We start from the raw sequence: 16,732 nt of genomic DNA, 5'->3' as shown, positions 1-16,732 counted from the left end.
CGCGTCACCGGTCCGGGGGGATGTGGGCGAGCATGCGTTCCATGCCGCCCACCCAGTTGGCCCTGAGCGCCTCGGTGGCGCCGGTGAGGTCGCCGTCGAGGAGTCTCCGGGCGATCTCGCAGTGCTCCTCGGCCTCGCGGGCGACCGGCTGGTCCTCGGCGACGACGAGGTTCTCGTAGCGGCGCATGCCGGCCTTGATGCGGGCCAGCAGGTCGAGCAGGCGCTCGTTGGGGCAGCCGCTCAGCAGGAGGCCGTGCCACTCGTCGTCGCGCCGGTCGACGGTCGCGTGGTCGGCGACGGGGTCGGGGAACTCCCGGGCCATCTCCAGGAGCCGGGGGGCGATGCCCCGCAGGTGCGCGGGGTCGGAGGACTCCAGCGCGAGGGACTCCAACGAGGCGACGATCGCGACGAGTTCACGGAACTCGGTACGGCTGACGGGCGCAAAGCGGAAGCCGCGGCCCTGGTTGCTCTCCAGGACCCCTTCGCCGGTGAGGGTGATCAGCGCCTCGCGCAGGGGGGTGCGGCTGACGCCCAGTTCGGCCGCCAGGACGGCCTCGTTGACGTCGGTGCCGGGGGCGAACTCGCCGCGGGTCAGACGGTCCATCAGCTCGTCGCGGATCTGTTCTCGCAGCGGGCGGCGCTCGATCGCCATCGGGTCCCCAATCCTCGGATTTCCACCATAGCCCTTGACCGGATGCAGAGTACTGCACTATGCATTCTGAATACAAAATGCGAACCGGGTGGACGGGAGGCGGCAGATGAGCCTGACGCGGGTGCCGGGGATGCTGTTCGGAGGTGACTACAACCCCGAACAGTGGCCCGAGGAGGTGTGGGAGCAGGACGTCCGGCTGATGGCCGAGGCCGGGGTGAACGTCGTGACCGTCGCGGTGTTCTCCTGGTCGCGGCTGGAGTCCGCGCCCGGGGTCTTCGACTTCGGCTGGCTGGACCGGGTCCTTGACCTGCTCCACGCCCACGGGATCGCGGTGGACCTGGCCACCGCGACGGCGACGCCGCCGCCCTGGCTGGTGCGGGAACACCCCGAGATGCAGCCCGTCGACGCGGGCGGGACCCGCCTGGGGTTCGGTTCCCGGCAGGGCTACTGCCCCTCCTCGCCGGTGTTCCGGGCGGGCACCGTGCGGCTGGCACGGGCGATGGCGGAGCGCTACGGGGAGCACCCGGCGCTGGTCATGTGGCACGTCGGCAACGAGTACGGCGACCACACGGTCGAGTGCTTCTGCGAGGAGTCGGCGCGGGACTTCCGGCGTTGGCTCGCCGACCGCCACGGGAGCCTGGAGGGCCTCAACACCGCCTGGGGGACGTCCTGCTGGGGCCAGCACTACACGGAGTGGACGCAGGTCGAACCGCCCCGGAAGGCACCCGGTCCGGTCAACCCGGCCCAGGTCCTGGACTGGCGGAGGTTCTCCAGCGACGCGCTGCTCGCCTGCTTCGAGGCCGAGCGCCGGGTGCTCAAGGACGTCACCCCGGACGTCCCCGTGACGACGAACTTCATGAGCATCCTGCACCACCTCGACTACTGGACGTGGGCGGCGGCCGAGGACGTCGTCAGCGACGACGCCTACCCCGACCCCGCCGACCCGGCGTCCCACGTGAAGGCCGCACTCAGCTACGACCTGATGCGCTCGCTGAAGCGGCAGCCGTGGCTGCTCCTCGAATCGGCGCCCGGCGCGGTGAGCTGGCGGGAGGTGAACGTCCCCAAGGAGCCGGGCCTCATGCGCCTGCACAGCCTGCAGGCGGTCGCCCACGGTTCGGACGGGGTGATGTTCTTCCAGTGGCGCCAGGCCGCGTACGGGCCGGAGAAGTTCCACTCGGCGATGCTGCCGCACGGCGGGACGGACACCCGCCAGTGGCGCGAGACGCTCGAACTGGGGGCGGACGTGCGGCGGCTGGCCGAGGTCGCGGGGGCCACGACGTCGGCCGACGTCGCCCTCGTCCTGGACTGGGACAGCTGGTGGGGGCTGGAGGCGCCGGAGTCGCTGCCGTCGAACCGGCTCGCGCTGCACGCGCTCCTCCTCTCCTGGTACCGGCCGCTGCACGCCCGCGGCATCGCCGTCGACCTCACGCCGCCCGGCCGGGACCTCTCCTCCTACAAGGTCGTCGTCGTCCCCAACCTCTACCTGTGCACCGCGGAGCAGGCCGCGAACCTCGCCTCCTTCCCGGGCCGGCTGGTCGTCGGCCCGTTCAGCGGGGTCGTCGACGCCGCCGACCAGGTCCACGAGGGCGGCGCGCCCGGGCCGCTGCGGGAACTGCTGGGCGTGCGCGTCGAGGAGTTCTGGCCGATCCCCGACGGCCTGACCCAGCAGGTGGTGACGCCGGACGGCACCCGGCTGACGGCCCGGACCTGGAGCGAGTGGCTGACCGTCGACGACGCGCAGGTGGTCGCGCGCTACCGCGGCGGCCCGCTGGACGGGCGCGCGGCGGTCACCCGGCGCGGCCACGCCACCTACCTCGGCTGCCTGCCCGACGACCTGACCCCGCTGCTCGACGAGGTGCTCGCCGGCGCCGGCGTCACCGGCGTCACCGGGACGGACCTGCCCGCCGGCGTCGAGGCGTGCCGCCGCGGCGCGTACCTGTTCCTGCTCAACCACGGGGCCGCACCGGCCACCGTCACCCTGCCCGCCGCCGGGACCGACCTGCTGACCGGCCGTCCCCTGCACGGCCACGTGGTGCTCGCGCCCCGCGACGCCGTGGTCCTGAAGCCCGAGGAGATCTCGTGACCCATCCCTACATCCCCAACGCGGGGCCCGAGGCCCGGGCGGCGATGCTCGCCGAGATCGGTGCGTCGAGCGTCGCCGAGTTCTACGGCGACATCCCCGCCGACCTGCGGCCGGGCCGCCCCCTCGACCTGCCCGCCCCGTTCGCCGACGAGCCCGGCCTGGTGCGGCACATGCGCGGCCTGCTGGGCCGCAACACCGACACCACCGAGGTGCTGAGCTTCCTCGGGCACGGCTGCTACCCGCACCACGTCCCGGCGGTGTGCGACGAGGTGAACGGGCGCGGCGAGTTCCTGACCGCCTACGCGGGGGAGCCCTACGAGGACCACGGCCGGTTCCAGGCCCTCTTCGAGTACGTCTCGATGATGGCCGAGCTGCTCGACATGGACGTCGTCAACGTGCCCACCTACGACGGCTTCCAGGCGGCGGGGACGGCCCTGCGGATGGCCGCCCGCCACACGGGCCGCGGCCGGGTGCTCGTCAGCGGCGCGATCGCGCCGGACAAGCTCGCCAAGATCCGGGACTACCTGGCCCCGGACGTCGAGGTCGTGCTCGCCCCGGTGGCCGGCTCGGGGGAGGTGGGCGAGATCGACCTGGACGACACCTTCGCCGCGCTCTACCTGGAGACGCCCAACGTCTACGGCGTCATCGAGACGCGCGGGCGCGAACTGGCGGACCTCGCCCACGGCGCCGGCGCCCTCCTGGTCGTGGGGACGGACCCGATCGCGCTCGGCGTGCTCGCGCCCCCCGCGTCCTTCGGCGCGGACCTGGTCTGCGGGGACATCCAGTCGCTCGGCATGCACCAGCAGTACGGCGGCGGCCAGGCCGGGTTCATCGCGAGCCGGGACGACGAACGCCTGGTCGCGGAGTTCCCCTCCCGCCTGTTCGGCATCGCCCCGACCGCCGTCCCCGGGGAGTACGGCTTCGGTGACGTCTTCTACGACCGGACCTCCTTCGCGCTGCGCGAGGAGGGCAAGGAGTGGGTCGGCACCGCGGCCGCCCTGTGGGGCATCACCGCCGGTGTCTACCTCTCGCTGATGGGCCCGCAGGGAATGCGCGAGATCGGCGAGACGATCCTGGCCCGGACCCGGTACGCGATGGGGGCCCTGGCCTCGGCCGGTGCCCGGGTCCGTCACCAGGAGGCCTTCCACTTCCGCGAGTTCGCCGTCGAGGTGCCGGACGCCGACGCGTTCCTCGCGGCGCTGCGCCGCCGGGACATCTTCGGCGGGGTGCGGCTCGGCTCCCGGGAGGTCCTGGTCTGCGTCACCGAGCGGCACTCGATCGCCGACATCGACACCCTCGCGGCGGCCGCCAAGGACGCCCTCTCAGCCATCGGAGGCACCAAGTGAGCTCGCACGGAGAATCGTTCGCGACCCTGCCCGTCGCACCCAAGCCCGTGCTGCGCCGTTTCCACCAGGCCCGCTGGGACGAGGAGATCATCTTCGAGCTGTCCCGGCCCGGCCGGCGCGGCGTGGGCGTGCCCGCCCCGGACGCGCCGCCGGTCGAGCTGCCCGAGGGCGTCGGCCGCCGCACCCCGCCGGCGCTGCCCGAACTGTCGCAGAACCAGGTGGTCCGCCACTACCTGCGCCTGTCGCAGGAGACCCTCGGCGCCGACCTGAACATCGACGTCGGCCAGGGCACCTGCACGATGAAGTACAGCCCCAAGGTCAACGACACCTTCGTGCGGGATCCGAAGATCGCCGAACTGCACCCGCTGCAGCCCGAGGACTCCGTCCAGGGCGTGCTGGAGATCTACTGGCGGCTGGAGCAGATCCTCAAGGAGATCTCCGGCATGGCCCGGGTGTCGCTGCAGCCCGGCGCCGGTTCCGCGGCGATCTACGCCAACATCGCGATGATCCGCGCCTACCACGCCTCCCGGGGCGAGGGCGGGCAGCGCGACCAGGTCGTCACCACGATGTTCTCGCACCCCTCGAACGCGGCGTGTGCGAAGGTCGCCGGGTACGAGGTGATCACCCTGATGCCGGACGCCGCCGGCAACCCGGACATCGAGGCGCTGCGGGCGGCCGTGGGTCCGCGGACCGCGGCGCTGCTCATCACCAACCCGGAGGACACCGGGATCTTCAACCCGAGGATCCGCGAGTTCGTCGACCTCGTCCACGAGGCGGGCGGCCTGGCCTGCTACGACCAGGCGAACGCCAACGGCATCCTCGGGATCACCCGCGCCCGTGACGCCGGGTTCGACCTGTGCCACTTCAACCTGCACAAGACGTTCTCGACCCCGCACGCGTGCGGCGGGCCCGCGGCGGGGGCGTGCGGCGTCTCCGAGGCGCTGGCGCCGTTCCTGCCCGGACCGGTCGTCGAGCGCGCCGGCGCGTCGTACACGCTGGCCTCCCCCGAGCGGTCGGTGGGGAAGATCCGGCCGTTCCTCGGGGTCACGCCGAACGTGGTGCGCGCCTACGCGTGGGTGATGGCGCTCGGCGCGGACGGTCTGCGGGAGGTCGCGGAGACGGCCGTCCTCAACAACAACTACCTGATGCACAAGGTCCTGCGGATCCCCGGCGCCTCCGTCCCGTGGGCGGACCGGCGGCGGGTGGAGCAGGTCCGCTACTCCTGGCAGGACCTCACGGAGGAGACCGGGGTGCACTCCGAGGAGATCGGGATCCGCGCCGCCGACTTCGGCGTCCACTACTGGACCAGCCACCACCCGTACGTGGTCCCCGAGCCGTTCACCCTGGAACCGACGGAGTCCTACTCCCGCGAGGACCTGGACGAGTACGCCGCGATCCTCGCCCAGGTGGCCTCCGAAGCCCGGGAGGACCCCGAGTTCGTGAAGAACGCGCCGTACCACCAGACCGTCCACCGGATCGACCCCACCTCGCTGGACGATCCCGCGCAGTGGTCGCCGAGCTGGCGCGCCTACTGTCGCAAGCACCGCCGGTGATCGTCGGCCTGGTCGTGAACCCCGTGGCGGGACTCGGGGGTCCGGCCGCGCTCAAGGGCAGCGACGGCCCCGACGTCCAGGCCAGGGCGCTCGCCCTCGGCGCCGTCCCGCGTGCGGGGGAGCGGGCGGCCGCCGCGCTGGCGGCGCTCCACCGGCTGCGCCCGGACGTCCGGGTGCGCACCGTGGCGGGGGCCATGGGGGAGGACAGCGCGCGGGCGGCCGGCGTCCCCCACGAGGTCGTCCACCGCCCCCGGGCCGGTGCGGGGGCCGCCACCACGGCCGGCGGCGCGGTGACCGTGACGACCGGCGCGGCGGACACCCGGGCGGCGGTGGCGGCGCTCGGCGGCGCGGACCTGCTGCTGTTCGCGGGCGGGGACGGAACGGCGCGGGACGTGCTGGACGCCCGGCCCCGGGGGCCGGTGCTCGGCGTGCCGGCCGGGGTGAAGGTCTACTCCGGCTGCTTCGCGGTCAGCCCGTTCGCCGCCGCCGCGACCGCCGCCGCGTTCGACGGGACCACCCTGGACGCGGAGGTCGTCGACCTGGACGAGGAGGCGTACCGGTCGGGGCGGGTGGGCGCCCGGCTGTACGGGACCCTGCGGGTGCCCGCGGCCAGGACGCGGCTCAGCGGGCGCAAGAGCGGGTCGTCGGGGGCGCCGCCGGGATCGGCGGAGTCGATCGCGCGCGAGGTGGTGGCGTCGATGGTGCCCGGCGAGGCCTACGCGCTCGGCCCCGGGGCGACGACGCTCGCGGTGGGCCGCGCGCTGGGTCTGGACCTGACGCCGCTGGGGGTCGACGTGGTCCGGGACGGCGTCCTGCTCGCCCCCGACGTCACCGAGCGGACCTTGCACACCCTTGCCATGTCACAGGTCACACACGGTGTGCTGTCCGTGATCGGCGGGCAGGGGTTCGTGATCGGTCGCGGTAACCAGCAGTTCAGCCCCCGGGTGCTGGACCGGCTCGCCGGGATCGTCGTGCTCGCCACCCAGCAGAAGCTCGCCGCGCTCGGCGGCCGGCCGCTGCTCGTGGACAGCGGCGACGCCGCGGCCGACGCCGCGTTCGGCGGCCACACCCGGGTCGTCACCGGGTACCGCGAGTCCGTGATGTACCGCATCCAGTCAGCGAACGAGGAGCTATGAACACGTTGCAGAACAAGGTCGCCGTCGTCACCGGCGGAGCCTCCGGCATCGGCCGGGCCACCGCCCGGCTGTTCGCCGCCGAGGGAGCGGCGGTGGTCGTCGCCGACCTGGCGGACGCCTCCGCCGTGGTCCGCGAGATCGAGGCGGCCGGAGGGCGGGCCGTGTCGGTACGGGCCGACGTCTCCTCCGAGGTCGACTGCGAGCGGATCGTGAACATCGCCGTCGAGCGGTTCGGCGGGCTGCACGTCCTGTTCAACAACGCCGGGATCATCCGGCGCCAGACCGCGCTGGAGATCTCCGCCGACGACTGGGACCGGGTGATGGCCGTCAACGTCCGGTCGGTCTACCTGATGTGCCGCTTCGCGATCCCGGCGATGACGCAGGGCGGCTCGATCGTCAACACCGGTTCCGGCTGGGGGCTGAAGGGAGGCGGCAACGCCCTGTCCTACTGCGCCTCGAAGGCCGCGGTCGTCAACATGACGCGCGCCCTGGCGATCGACCACGCCGCCGCGGGGATCCGGGTCAACTCGGTCAACCCCGGCGACACCATGACGTCGATGCTCCGCGACGAGGCGCGTCAGCTGCAGGTGGAGTGGTCGGCCTTCGAGAAGGACGCCGCCGACCGGCCGATGGGCCGGGCCGGGTCGCCCGAGGAGATCGCGAGCGCCGTGCTGTTCCTCGCCGGCGACGCGAGCAGCTACATCACCGGGTCCGCCCTCGTCGTCGACGGCGGCGGCCTCGCCTGACCCCCCTGCTCCACCCTGCTCCACCCTGCTCCACCCCGCTCCACCACCCCCGTTCCACCTTTCCGTACCGCTCCGGCGCGCTCCACCCACCCACCCCCCCGCGAAAGCTCCTCGGAGGCATCTGATGTCTGCTGTGAAGAGAAGGACGGTCCTGGCCGCCGTCGCCGCCGCCGTCGCCCTGTCCGTGTCCGTGTCCGCGTGCAGCGGGAGCGGCGGCGCGGGCTCCACCGGCGACGCGAAGGACGGCAAGGTCACCCTGCGCTGGTCGACCTGGGGTTCGGCCGAGGACATGGCGGTCTTCAAGGCGTTCACCGACGAGTTCACCAGGAAGTACCCGAACATCACGCTGAAGCTGGAGCCCGTCGCCTCCTACGAGGACTACCACCCCAAGCTGATCACCCAGCTCACCTCCAGGACCGCCCCCGACGTGTTCTACGTCGGTGACGACTACATCGGCAAGCTCGTCGCCGACGGCGTGCTCGCTCCGCTCGACGAGCAGCTCGCCGGCCCCCTCAGCAAGAGCAGGCCGACGGACTTCTTCGAGGGCATCTACGGCGGGGCGAAGAAGGGCGGTGTGACGTTCGGCGTCCCGAACGACACCAACCCCGAGGTCCTGTGGTTCGACAAGAAGGCCCTCGCCGCCGCCGGCATCACCGAGGACCCGGCCGCCCTGAACGAGGCGGGCCGGTGGACCATGGCCAAGTACCTGGAGATGAACGCCAAGCTCAAGGACTCCGGCCGGTACGGCTCCATATTCTGGAACTGGTACGGCGCCAACTACAGCCTCGTCAACGGCTTCGGCGGCAAGGTCTGGGACAACGGCACGTTCGTCGCACCGTCCGACCCCAAGGCCCGGCAGGCGCTCAGGACCCTCGCCGACGGCTACAGGGACAAGACCTTCGCCTCCGCCGACCTGCTGCCCGAGGGCAACAGCGCGGCCACCCAGTTCGTCAAGCACAAGGCAGGCTTCTACGCCGGGGGCCGCTGGGTCATCGAGGGCATCGACAAGGGCGGCGACCGCGAGAGCTACGACGTCGTGCCGTTCCCCTCGCAGACCGGGGAACCGATCCCCGGCGCGGTCGCCGCGTCCTACCTGACCCTCAACAAGGACACCAAGCACCCGAAGGAGGCCTTCACCTTCCTGAGCGAGTTCGTCAGCAAGGAGGGCCAGCAGCTGCGGCTCAAGGGCGGCAGCGCCGTGCCGTCGATCAAGGGTGCCGAGAACCTGGTGACCGAGGGGAACTACCCCGCGCACGCCCGGACCTTCCTCGACGTCCGCGACAAGGGTTTCGCCAACTACCCCGACGAGGTCGCCGTCCCCGGCCTGACCAAGGCGATCAACGACCACCTCATGAAGATCTGGGAGGGCAAGGTCGGGTTCGACGAGGGGATGACCCAGCTCCAGAGCCTGGTCGACGGGATGAAGGGCCCGAAGGGTTGAGCGCCGTCTCCCAGGCCGTGGCACGCCGGCGGTCCCGCCCCGCACGGAGCGGCCGCGAGCCGCTCTGGCGGCGCCGGGACCGCCGGTGGGCCGTGGTCTTCCTCGCCCCCCAACTGCTCGGCCTGCTGGTGTTCCTGGTCGGCCCGCTCGGGTTCGCCGTCGTCCTGTCCTTCATGGAGTGGGACGGGCTCGGTGACGCGAGCTGGGTGGGACTGGACAACTTCCGGGCCCAGCTGACCGACCCCGCCTTCGGCCGCGCGGTGTGGAACACCGTCAAGATCGGCCTGATCACCGTGCCGGGCGGCCTCGTCCTGGCCCTCCTGCTCGCCTTGGCCCTGCACGGCGTGCGAGGCCGCACCGCCTACCGGGTCGTCTACTTCCTGCCGGTCGTGACGAGCTCCGTCGCGGTGTCGGTGATCTGGCAGATGATCCTCGGCGGCGGCGCCGACGGCATCCTGAACGGCACCGTGCAGGACCTCTTCGGGATCACCCTGCCGGACTGGCTGGCCGACCCGACCTGGGTGGTGCCCGCCATCGCGGTCGTCACGATCTGGTCGTCCCTCGGCCTCAACGTCGTGATCTTCCTCGCCGGACTCGCCACCATCCCGACGAACCTGCTCGAAGCCGCCCGGATCGACGGCGCCGGCCCCTGGCAGACCCTGCGCTCGGTCACCCTGCCGATGCTCTCACCCACGGTCTTCTTCACCGTGGTGGTCTCGGTGATCAGCTCCTTCCAGGCCTTCGACCTGATCTACGTCCTCGTCAACCCCGACCACAACGAGGGCGCCCAGACCATCGTCTACAAGGTCTACCAACAGGGCTTCCGCGAGTTCCACTTCGGCCTCTCCAGCGCCGCGGCCCTGATCCTGCTGCTCCTGACACTCCTCGTCACGGCGGTCCAGTTCAAGGCGCAGAAGCGCTTCGTCCACTACGAGTCGTGAGGCCGCCATGAGCAACCGCAGACGGATCCTCCTGCACACCGGCCTCACCGCCGGCGGCCTGGTCATGCTGTTCCCGTTCATCTGGATGATGCTGACCTCCTTCAAGGGCGCCACCCAGATGATCAACGACCCGCTCGCCTGGCTCCCCGGGCCGTGGCGCCCGCAGAACTACCCGGACGTCCTGGGCGAGGTGCCGCTCGGGCGCGCCTACTGGAACAGCATGTACATCGCGGCCGTCACCGTCGTCGCGACCCTGCTGACCGGGGCGATGGCGGCCTACGCCTTCGCCCGGATACCGTTCCGCGGCTCGGGGCCGCTGTTCGGCCTCTTCCTCGCGACCCAGATGGTCCCCGCCCAGGTCACGATCGTGCCGCTCTACATCATGCTCGCCAAGCTCCAACTCATCGACTCGCACCTGGCGCTGATCCTGCCGGCCGTCGCCAACCCGTTCGCGGTGTTCCTGCTGCGCCAGTTCATCCGGGCCGTCCCGGTCGAGCTGGAGGACGCGGCGCGGATCGACGGCGCGAGCCGGTGGACGATCTTCTGGCGGATCATCCTGCCCAACATCAGGCCCGGCCTGTGGACCCTCGGCATCATCGTCTTCCTGGCCAGCTGGAACAGCTACTTCTTCCCGCTGGTGTTCCTGAACACGCCGGACCTGTTCACCATCCCCCTGCTGCTCGACTCCTTCCACTCCCAGCGGGGCGGCGTCGACTACGGACTGACCGCCGCCCTGTCGGCGATGACCGTGGTGCCGATGCTGATCGCGTTCCTGGTCGGGCAGCGCAAGATCCTCAACAGCATGGCCTCCTCGGGCCTGGGAGGACGCTGATGCTCACGCTGGACCTCGTGGAGCGGCCGTTCACCGAACGCGGCTCGCGCCTGCTCGTCACCGCCCACCCGGACGGGCTCCGGATCGCCCGCGCCGCGTACGAGACCCCGCTCGCCCGCACCACCGAGCTGTCCGCCCTGGTCGTCCGCGACCCCGCCGGGAAGGACCTCCCCGTCGTATCCGCGACGCCCACCGAGGTGGTGTTCGCCGGCGGGGTGTCGCTGCTGTTCGCCGACCCCGCCACGCTGGTGATCGCCGGACACCGCGCCCGGGCCTCCTGGCGGCGGCCCGACGGGACGGAGCACACCCTCGCCCTGGCGGGCTGCCACGTCCTCGTCGGCCCGCCCGGCCGGTGGTCGGAAGCGGCCGTGCGCGCCGCGTCCGAGGCCCGCTGGGACGCGTGGTTCGCCCGGATGCCGCCCGTCCCGGAGGACCTGGCGGAACGCGCCCGGACGGCCTGGTGGACCCTGGCCGTCAACCTGCTGCCGATCGCCGGCCGCGAAGGACTCGTCCCCTCCAAGTACGGCTACGTGGGCGTCTGGAACTGGGACGCCCTCTTCCACGCCGTCGGCCTGCGCCACGCCTCGCCCGCCCTCGCCCGCGACCAGATCCTCCTGGTCCTCGACCACCAGCTCCCCGACGGACGCCTCCCGGACGTCGTCCACGACCACGGCGTCCTCGCCGAGACCACCGACCTCCCCCGGTCGGACCACGCCCGCCTGAGCGAACACGTCGGCCGGGCCAACGGCGCCCTACCCTCCGCGGATCCGGTCCCGGTCACCAAACCGCCGCTGGCCGCCTGGGCCGTGCGGAAGCTCCACCGGAGCCACCCGGACGTCCCGTTCCTCGCCTCCGTCTACCCCCGGCTCGTGCGCGCGCACGACTGGTGGTTCACCGCCTCCGACCCGGACGGCGACGGGCTGCCCGAATACCTGCACCCCTACTCGTCCGGCCTCGACGACAGTCCCGTCTGGGACTACGGCCCCCGCGCCGAACCCCCCGACCTCAACTCCTACCTGATCCACGAGGCCGACTGCCTGGCGGACATCGCCGACGCCCTCGGCCGGCCCGGGGACGCCGCCCGGTGGCGCACGCGGGCCGCCGCCCACACCGACGTGCTGGTCGCACGCCGCTGGGACGGCACCCGCTTCCGCACCCTCGCCGACGGTGCGGACGTGCCCGTCCGCACCGTCCTCGACCTGATGCCGCTGTTCACCGGCCGCCTGCCCGCCGAGATCGCCGCCCACCTGGAGCGGACCCTCCGCTCGGCCGCCTTCTGGGGGGAACGCCCCGTCCCGACGGTCGCGTTCGACGATCCCGCCTTCGACCCGGACGCGATGTGGCGCGGCCCCGTCTGGCTGAACGTCAACTACCTCCTCGTCGAGGGCCTGCGCCGCTCGGGCTTCGCCGAGACCGCCGACGAGCTCCGAAGCCGCACCCTGGCGATGGTCGCGGGCGCCGGCGGCCTCTACGAGTACTGGAACCCCCTGACCGGTGCCCGCGGCAGGCGCGCGACCTCCGGCTTCGGCTGGTCCGCGGCCCTCTTCGTCGACCTCGCCACCGACCGGCAGGACCTGCGGACCGGCCCGGACCGGCCGCACCCCTGAACCGGGGCGGCCGTCCCGTCAGGACCGCCCGGAGCGCGACCGGGCGGTCAGCCGCTGCTTCCAGCCCTTCGGGGGAGGCCACGGGACGCCCCAGGCCGCGAGCTGGCTGCGACGCCACCCGCCGGCCGGGGTCCGGGCCGCCTCGATCTCCTCGGGCGTCGGGCACACCGGCTCGCCGGGAACGGGGGGCGCCGGGTCGTCCTGCCCCGGAAGCGTCTCCTGACGGGGCCCGGGGACGGCCGCCGGACCGGGGTCCGGTTCCGGTGCCTCTACCGGGCCCGGAACGGAAACGGGCGCGGGCACGAGGTCCGGAACGGGCAGGGGCGTCGACGTGGGCGCGAGCTCCGGGACGGCGACGGGAACCGGTGCGGGCGCGGCCCGGCCGGCGGAGAGCCGGAACGGCCGGGTGCGCCACTCCCACCCGTGACGCAGGGCCAGGGCCGCGATGTCCAGCGAACCCGGGCGCTGCGCACCCGCTGCGGTCAGCACGTGCGGCCATCCCAGTACCGTGCCCTCCGCCAGCAGCGGGCCGATGGCTTCGGCAAGACGCGGGTCCACCGGGTGGTTCTCCACCAGCGAGCGGGTGCGGTACCCGTCGGTGACCAGCAGGCCCCAGCCGTGGTCGCGGCACAACGCCTCAAGGGCACGGTACTTGGCGACGTTGACGGCGGTGGCCATCTCGAAGACCGGCTTGACCTCGACGAGGACGCAGCGCCCGTCGGTGGTGGCGACGAGCAGGTCGGGGAAGTACGTGCGCGCCCGCCCGTCGAACTCGTAGCCGACGGCGAGGGGTTGCTCCTGGTAGTACGCGACCTGCGAGGCGAAGGAGAGGAGCTGGATCACCTGGAGCTCGGTCTCCGACTCGTACGCCACCGCGCGGCCGAGCTTGGGGCACTCCCACGACCCGGAGCGGGGATCCTCGTCGTCCGCCTCGCGCAGGGCCTCCAGCTCCGCGCGCGGGGGAGCGCTCCCGCCCGTACCGGCCCACCGGACGTCGGCCTCCAGACGGCTCCACCGCACGGTGGCCCGCTCGGTACGGCCCTGCCGCGCGGCCTCGCGGCGGGCTGCGCCGTGGCGCAGGGTGCGGATCGTCATGGCCCGGGCCGCGAGGTTGTCCGCCGGAAGCCTGCCGGCCCCGGCGAGGGTGGCGAGCAGGGCGACCGCCCGGCGGGGCGGGACGGACGGCAGCAGCACCCGCGCCAGGTCGAGGAGGCGTTCGGCGTCGGGCGGTCCGTCCTCGCCGTCGGTCGGGGTCCCGTCGGGGCGGCCGAGCTCGGACAGCAGGCTCCGGAACCTGCGGGCCGCGGGCGTGGTGGCGCGGGCCAGCGCGCTCACGGCCTTCTGTTGCAGCTGGCGGATGCGTTCGCGGGACAGGCCGAAGGCGTCGGCGACCGTCTCCAGCGTCTGTGCTTCGTGGTCGCCCACGCCGAGCCGGAGGGTCATGATCCGGCGGTGGCGCTCGCGGGGGAGCTCGTCGACGGCCGCCGCCAGGAGTTCCCGCAGCGCCATCGCGGTGTCGTCGTCGTGCCCGGCGACGGCGCTCCAGGGCGGGGCCGGCGCGGTGGCGCCCGGGCACCGGCACTCCAGCGCCCAGTCCTCCAGGAGCAGTTGCCGGGTGTCCTGCCACAGCCGTCGGCCGGTGTCCCGGCGGACGGCGGGGTCCGCGGCCGCCAGCGTGCCGACCACGGGGCGGGCGAGGAAGGCCGTCTGCCGATCGCGACGCAGCTCGTGCCCGGTCAGGTGCTGCCACTCGGCGAGAACGTCGGCGGCGCGGGGGTCCGGCGCGGCCGGTGTTCGGCGGGCGGCGCGACCACCGGTGCGTTCGGCGGCGCGTTCGGCAGTGCGACCAGCGGTGTGATCGGCCGCGCGGACCGGGCCCGCATGGGTCCGCAGCCACTGCAGCAGTTCCTCGTCACCGGCGTCGGTGAGCGGCACGAAGCGGCTCAGACGCGCGCGAATGCCGCCGACGGTACGGCCGTGCCGGGCGGCGAGGTCCTCCAGGGACTGCCCCCGGCCCGCCGCCTCCAGCAGCCGTTCGTCCTCGGCCTCGGTCCAGGCCAGACCGGCTCTCGAACCGGATGCCTTGCTCTCCATGGTCCCCCCACGGTCCGTCACATCACTGGAGTGTCCTCGTGCACCACGACGAGGAGGCGGCAGCCCGGGTTCGCCCCGGACCGGGTGCCAGACGTCACACCGGCTCCCCGGTGCGGCCGGGTCGGGCTCCGCAGGCGGGCAGGGCGTGGACGCCTGACGCGCCGTCCGCCGTCCACCGGCCGCCGTTCACGGGGCTTCGGGCCGGTCGTGGTCCCGGTCGTGGTCCCGGTCCTGGGTTCCGGACCGGCGCGGACGCCGGTGGCGGTGCGGCCACAGGGCCAGTCCGACACCCCAGGCGGCGGCGAACAGGCCGAGCAGGGCGATGGGGCGGGACCACTCGCCCGCCGCCGTCGGCGCGAACGCCACCGGCAGCACCAGGCACGACGACGCCACCGCGACCAGGGCGCGGGCCGGTGCGAGGATCCGGCCGTGCGGGCCGAGGACGTCGAGCAGCAGCAGGTGGCCGACGAGCAGCACGGTGACGGCCAGGGCCCGCCAGAACGGCGGCTCGCCCAGTGCGGCGAGCAGGACGCACCCGGTGGCGAGCACCGTGGTGCGGGCCTCCGTGAGGCGGGCGGCCCAGGTGAGCGGTCGGGCCGCCGGGGCATCGGGAGGAACGGCGGCCCAGAGGGCGAGGGCGGTGGCCGCCACCGGGGCGGCGGGACCGAACCGGTCGGCCGCGCCGCCGAGCGCGGCGGCCAGGGCGAGGGCCGCGCCCGTGCAGCGGGCGGCGGCTCGTTGGAGCCGGGGGGCCCAGGCGGCGAACGGGCCCGGTCGGTCGGCCGTCGCGCTCCCCGCCGCGCTCCCCGTCGCGTCGGCGCCCGGGGCCGTGCCGGTCGCGGCGCCGGGCATCGCGTCGGTCGTGGTGTCGGTCGTGGTGTCGGCGGTGGTGCCGGTCGTGAGCGTGGTCCGGGACGCGTTCACCGGGCGGGTCCTCCGATCCTGCGGCGCAGCAGCGGAGCGAGCGCCAGGTCGAGTGCCTCGCCGGGGGTGTGGCGGGCCACGGGGACGCCCCGGCCGCGCAACGCCGAACGCATCGCCTCGCGTTCGGCGTGCCAGAGGCGCAGGGCGAGGGCGTCGACCTCGTCCCCGGGGTCGGTCGCCGGTTCGCCGGACGGGATCTCGACCACGACGAGCGGGTTGCCGCGTTCGCGGACCTGCCCGAGCACGTCGAGGATGCGCTGGTCGGCCAGCGGTGTGAACGCGTACACCAGCGCGTGGCCCGGCAGTGCGGGCAGCGGCAGGCGGGGGAGGGTGGGGCCGCGGTGGCGCCGGTCCCGGCGGACCTCCAGCACGCTCTCCACCATGCGGTAGAACTGGCGGTCCCCGCCGGCCGGGGTGAGCCAGCGCAGCCGGCCGCCGACGGCGATCAGCCCGACGCGGTCGTGCCGCCGCAGGTAGGCGCGGGTGAGGCCGCCGGCCGCCCGCAGCGTCTCGTCCAGGCTGGAGAGGCCGGTGGCCGTGTCGTGGAGGTCGGTGAGGGTGTCCAACAGGACGACCGCGTCGGCGGCGCGTTCGGCGGCGAACTGGTTGATCTGGATCGCGTCACGGCGGGTGGTGGACGGCCAGTGGATGCGCCGCTGGCGCTCGCCGGGTACGTGCGGGCGCACGCCGACGACCTCGACGCCGGTGCCCTCGTGTGCGGTGATGTGTTCGCCGATCCGCTCGGGCAGGCGGACCGGGATCGGGGTCAGCCGGGAGGCGCTGGGCACCGGGAAGACGTCGACCTCGCCCAGTTCGGCGCGCACGGTGCGGCGGGTGAGTCCTCCGGCGTCGTAGACGTCGAGGTCGACCGCGCCCAGGGTCCAGCGGCCCCAGGCACCGGTCCGGAGGACCAGGTCGATCCCGTCGGTGCCGACGGTGAGGGCTTCCGGGGTGAGGCCGGTGCCGAAGGAGAAGGTCGGGTCGAGCGGGCCGATCCGCCCGTCGTGCCGGAGGGTGATCCGGACGGTGACCTGCTCGCCCTCGAAGCAGCGGCGCGGTTCGGCGGTGGCCTCGGCGGTGAGCTCCGTGGGGCGGGCGGGCCCGGGGGCGGCGAGGGCGAGCAGGACGGCGGGGCCGGCGGCCAGGGCCAGCAGCCAGGGGCGGCCGGTGGCCAGGGCGGCGACGGCTGCGGCTGCGGCCACGGTGAGCAGGCGCAGGGTCCGCTCGCCGGCTCTCCAGTGGGGGGAGGGCGGGGACTTCGGCAGACCGGCGAGGGTGGCCCGGGTGCTGCGGGCCAGTACCCGGAGGCCGGCGGCGTGCGAGGCGGCGGACGCGCGCGCGGTGCCGGTCCGGCCGCCGGCGGGTGGCGCCGCGCTC

13 protein-coding genes are annotated in these 16,732 nt (G+C 73.7%); 9 read left to right on the top strand and 4 right to left on the bottom strand.

Going from position 1 to position 16,732, the window contains the following annotated elements; all coding sequences use genetic code 11:
- Positions 1–4 precede the first annotated feature (4 nt).
- Positions 5–652: a GntR family transcriptional regulator gene (locus ABZY91_RS32705; RefSeq protein ID WP_329951242.1), complete on the bottom strand. Its 648-nt coding sequence runs from the start codon at positions 650–652 to the stop codon at positions 5–7.
- Positions 653–758: 106 nt separating this feature from the next.
- Here ABZY91_RS32705 and ABZY91_RS32700 point away from each other — a divergent pair, with 106 nt between their 5' ends.
- From ABZY91_RS32700 to ABZY91_RS32660, 9 genes are all read left to right on the top strand, one after another.
- Entirely contained in the window at positions 759–2,735 is a 1,977-nt protein-coding gene (locus ABZY91_RS32700) for a beta-galactosidase (RefSeq protein WP_355406665.1), read from the top strand.
- Positions 2,732–4,081, top strand: coding sequence for an aminomethyl-transferring glycine dehydrogenase subunit GcvPA (gene gcvPA, locus ABZY91_RS32695; RefSeq protein WP_355406663.1), 1,350 nt, complete (start codon positions 2,732–2,734; stop codon positions 4,079–4,081). Before ABZY91_RS32700 ends, gcvPA begins: the two co-directional genes overlap by 4 nt.
- Positions 4,078–5,634, top strand: coding sequence for an aminomethyl-transferring glycine dehydrogenase subunit GcvPB (gcvPB, locus tag ABZY91_RS32690; RefSeq protein ID WP_355406661.1), 1,557 nt, complete (start codon positions 4,078–4,080; stop codon positions 5,632–5,634). The genes gcvPA and gcvPB overlap by 4 nt, the downstream gene beginning before the upstream one ends.
- Positions 5,631–6,770 carry an NAD(+)/NADH kinase gene (locus ABZY91_RS32685; protein ID WP_355406659.1) on the top strand — a complete coding sequence of 380 codons (1,140 nt, stop codon included), beginning with the start codon at positions 5,631–5,633 and terminating at the stop codon, positions 6,768–6,770. Before gcvPB ends, ABZY91_RS32685 begins: the two co-directional genes overlap by 4 nt.
- Entirely contained in the window at positions 6,767–7,516 is a 750-nt protein-coding gene (locus tag ABZY91_RS32680; RefSeq protein WP_329876539.1) for an SDR family NAD(P)-dependent oxidoreductase, read from the top strand. Before ABZY91_RS32685 ends, ABZY91_RS32680 begins: the two co-directional genes overlap by 4 nt.
- Before the next feature lie 124 nt (positions 7,517–7,640).
- On the top strand, positions 7,641–8,957 hold the full coding sequence (locus ABZY91_RS32675; protein ID WP_355406657.1) for a sugar ABC transporter substrate-binding protein: 1,317 nt from the start codon (positions 7,641–7,643) through the stop codon (positions 8,955–8,957).
- A complete protein-coding gene (locus ABZY91_RS32670) occupies positions 8,954–9,898 on the top strand; it encodes a sugar ABC transporter permease (protein ID WP_329876543.1) in 945 nt (314 codons plus the stop codon). The genes ABZY91_RS32675 and ABZY91_RS32670 overlap by 4 nt, the downstream gene beginning before the upstream one ends.
- Before the next feature lie 7 nt (positions 9,899–9,905).
- Entirely contained in the window at positions 9,906–10,730 is an 825-nt protein-coding gene (locus ABZY91_RS32665) for a carbohydrate ABC transporter permease (protein WP_329876545.1), read from the top strand.
- Complete coding sequence (locus ABZY91_RS32660; protein WP_355406655.1) at positions 10,730–12,337, top strand: trehalase family glycosidase; 1,608 nt, start codon at positions 10,730–10,732, stop codon at positions 12,335–12,337. The genes ABZY91_RS32665 and ABZY91_RS32660 overlap by 1 nt, the downstream gene beginning before the upstream one ends.
- 18 nt (positions 12,338–12,355) lie before the next feature.
- Here the strand turns inward: ABZY91_RS32660 and ABZY91_RS32655 are convergent, their stop codons facing one another.
- The 3 genes from ABZY91_RS32655 to ABZY91_RS32645 form a co-directional block, all read right to left on the bottom strand.
- Complete coding sequence (locus tag ABZY91_RS32655) at positions 12,356–14,431, bottom strand: sigma factor-like helix-turn-helix DNA-binding protein (RefSeq protein ID WP_355406653.1); 2,076 nt, start codon at positions 14,429–14,431, stop codon at positions 12,356–12,358.
- Positions 14,432–14,617: 186 nt separating this feature from the next.
- Entirely contained in the window at positions 14,618–15,355 is a 738-nt protein-coding gene (locus tag ABZY91_RS32650) for a hypothetical protein (protein WP_355406651.1), read from the bottom strand.
- Positions 15,352–16,653 (bottom strand): DUF58 domain-containing protein, encoded by a 1,302-nt coding sequence (locus ABZY91_RS32645; protein ID WP_355406678.1) that lies wholly within the window; start codon positions 16,651–16,653, stop codon positions 15,352–15,354. The genes ABZY91_RS32650 and ABZY91_RS32645 overlap by 4 nt, the downstream gene beginning before the upstream one ends.
- Positions 16,654–16,732 lie beyond the last annotated feature (79 nt).

Origin of the sequence: Kitasatospora sp. NPDC002965 (assembly GCF_040611255.1) — a bacterium.
Lineage (GTDB): Bacteria > Actinomycetota > Actinomycetes > Streptomycetales > Streptomycetaceae > Kitasatospora.
This window is presented reverse-complemented; position numbering and strand designations above follow the sequence as displayed.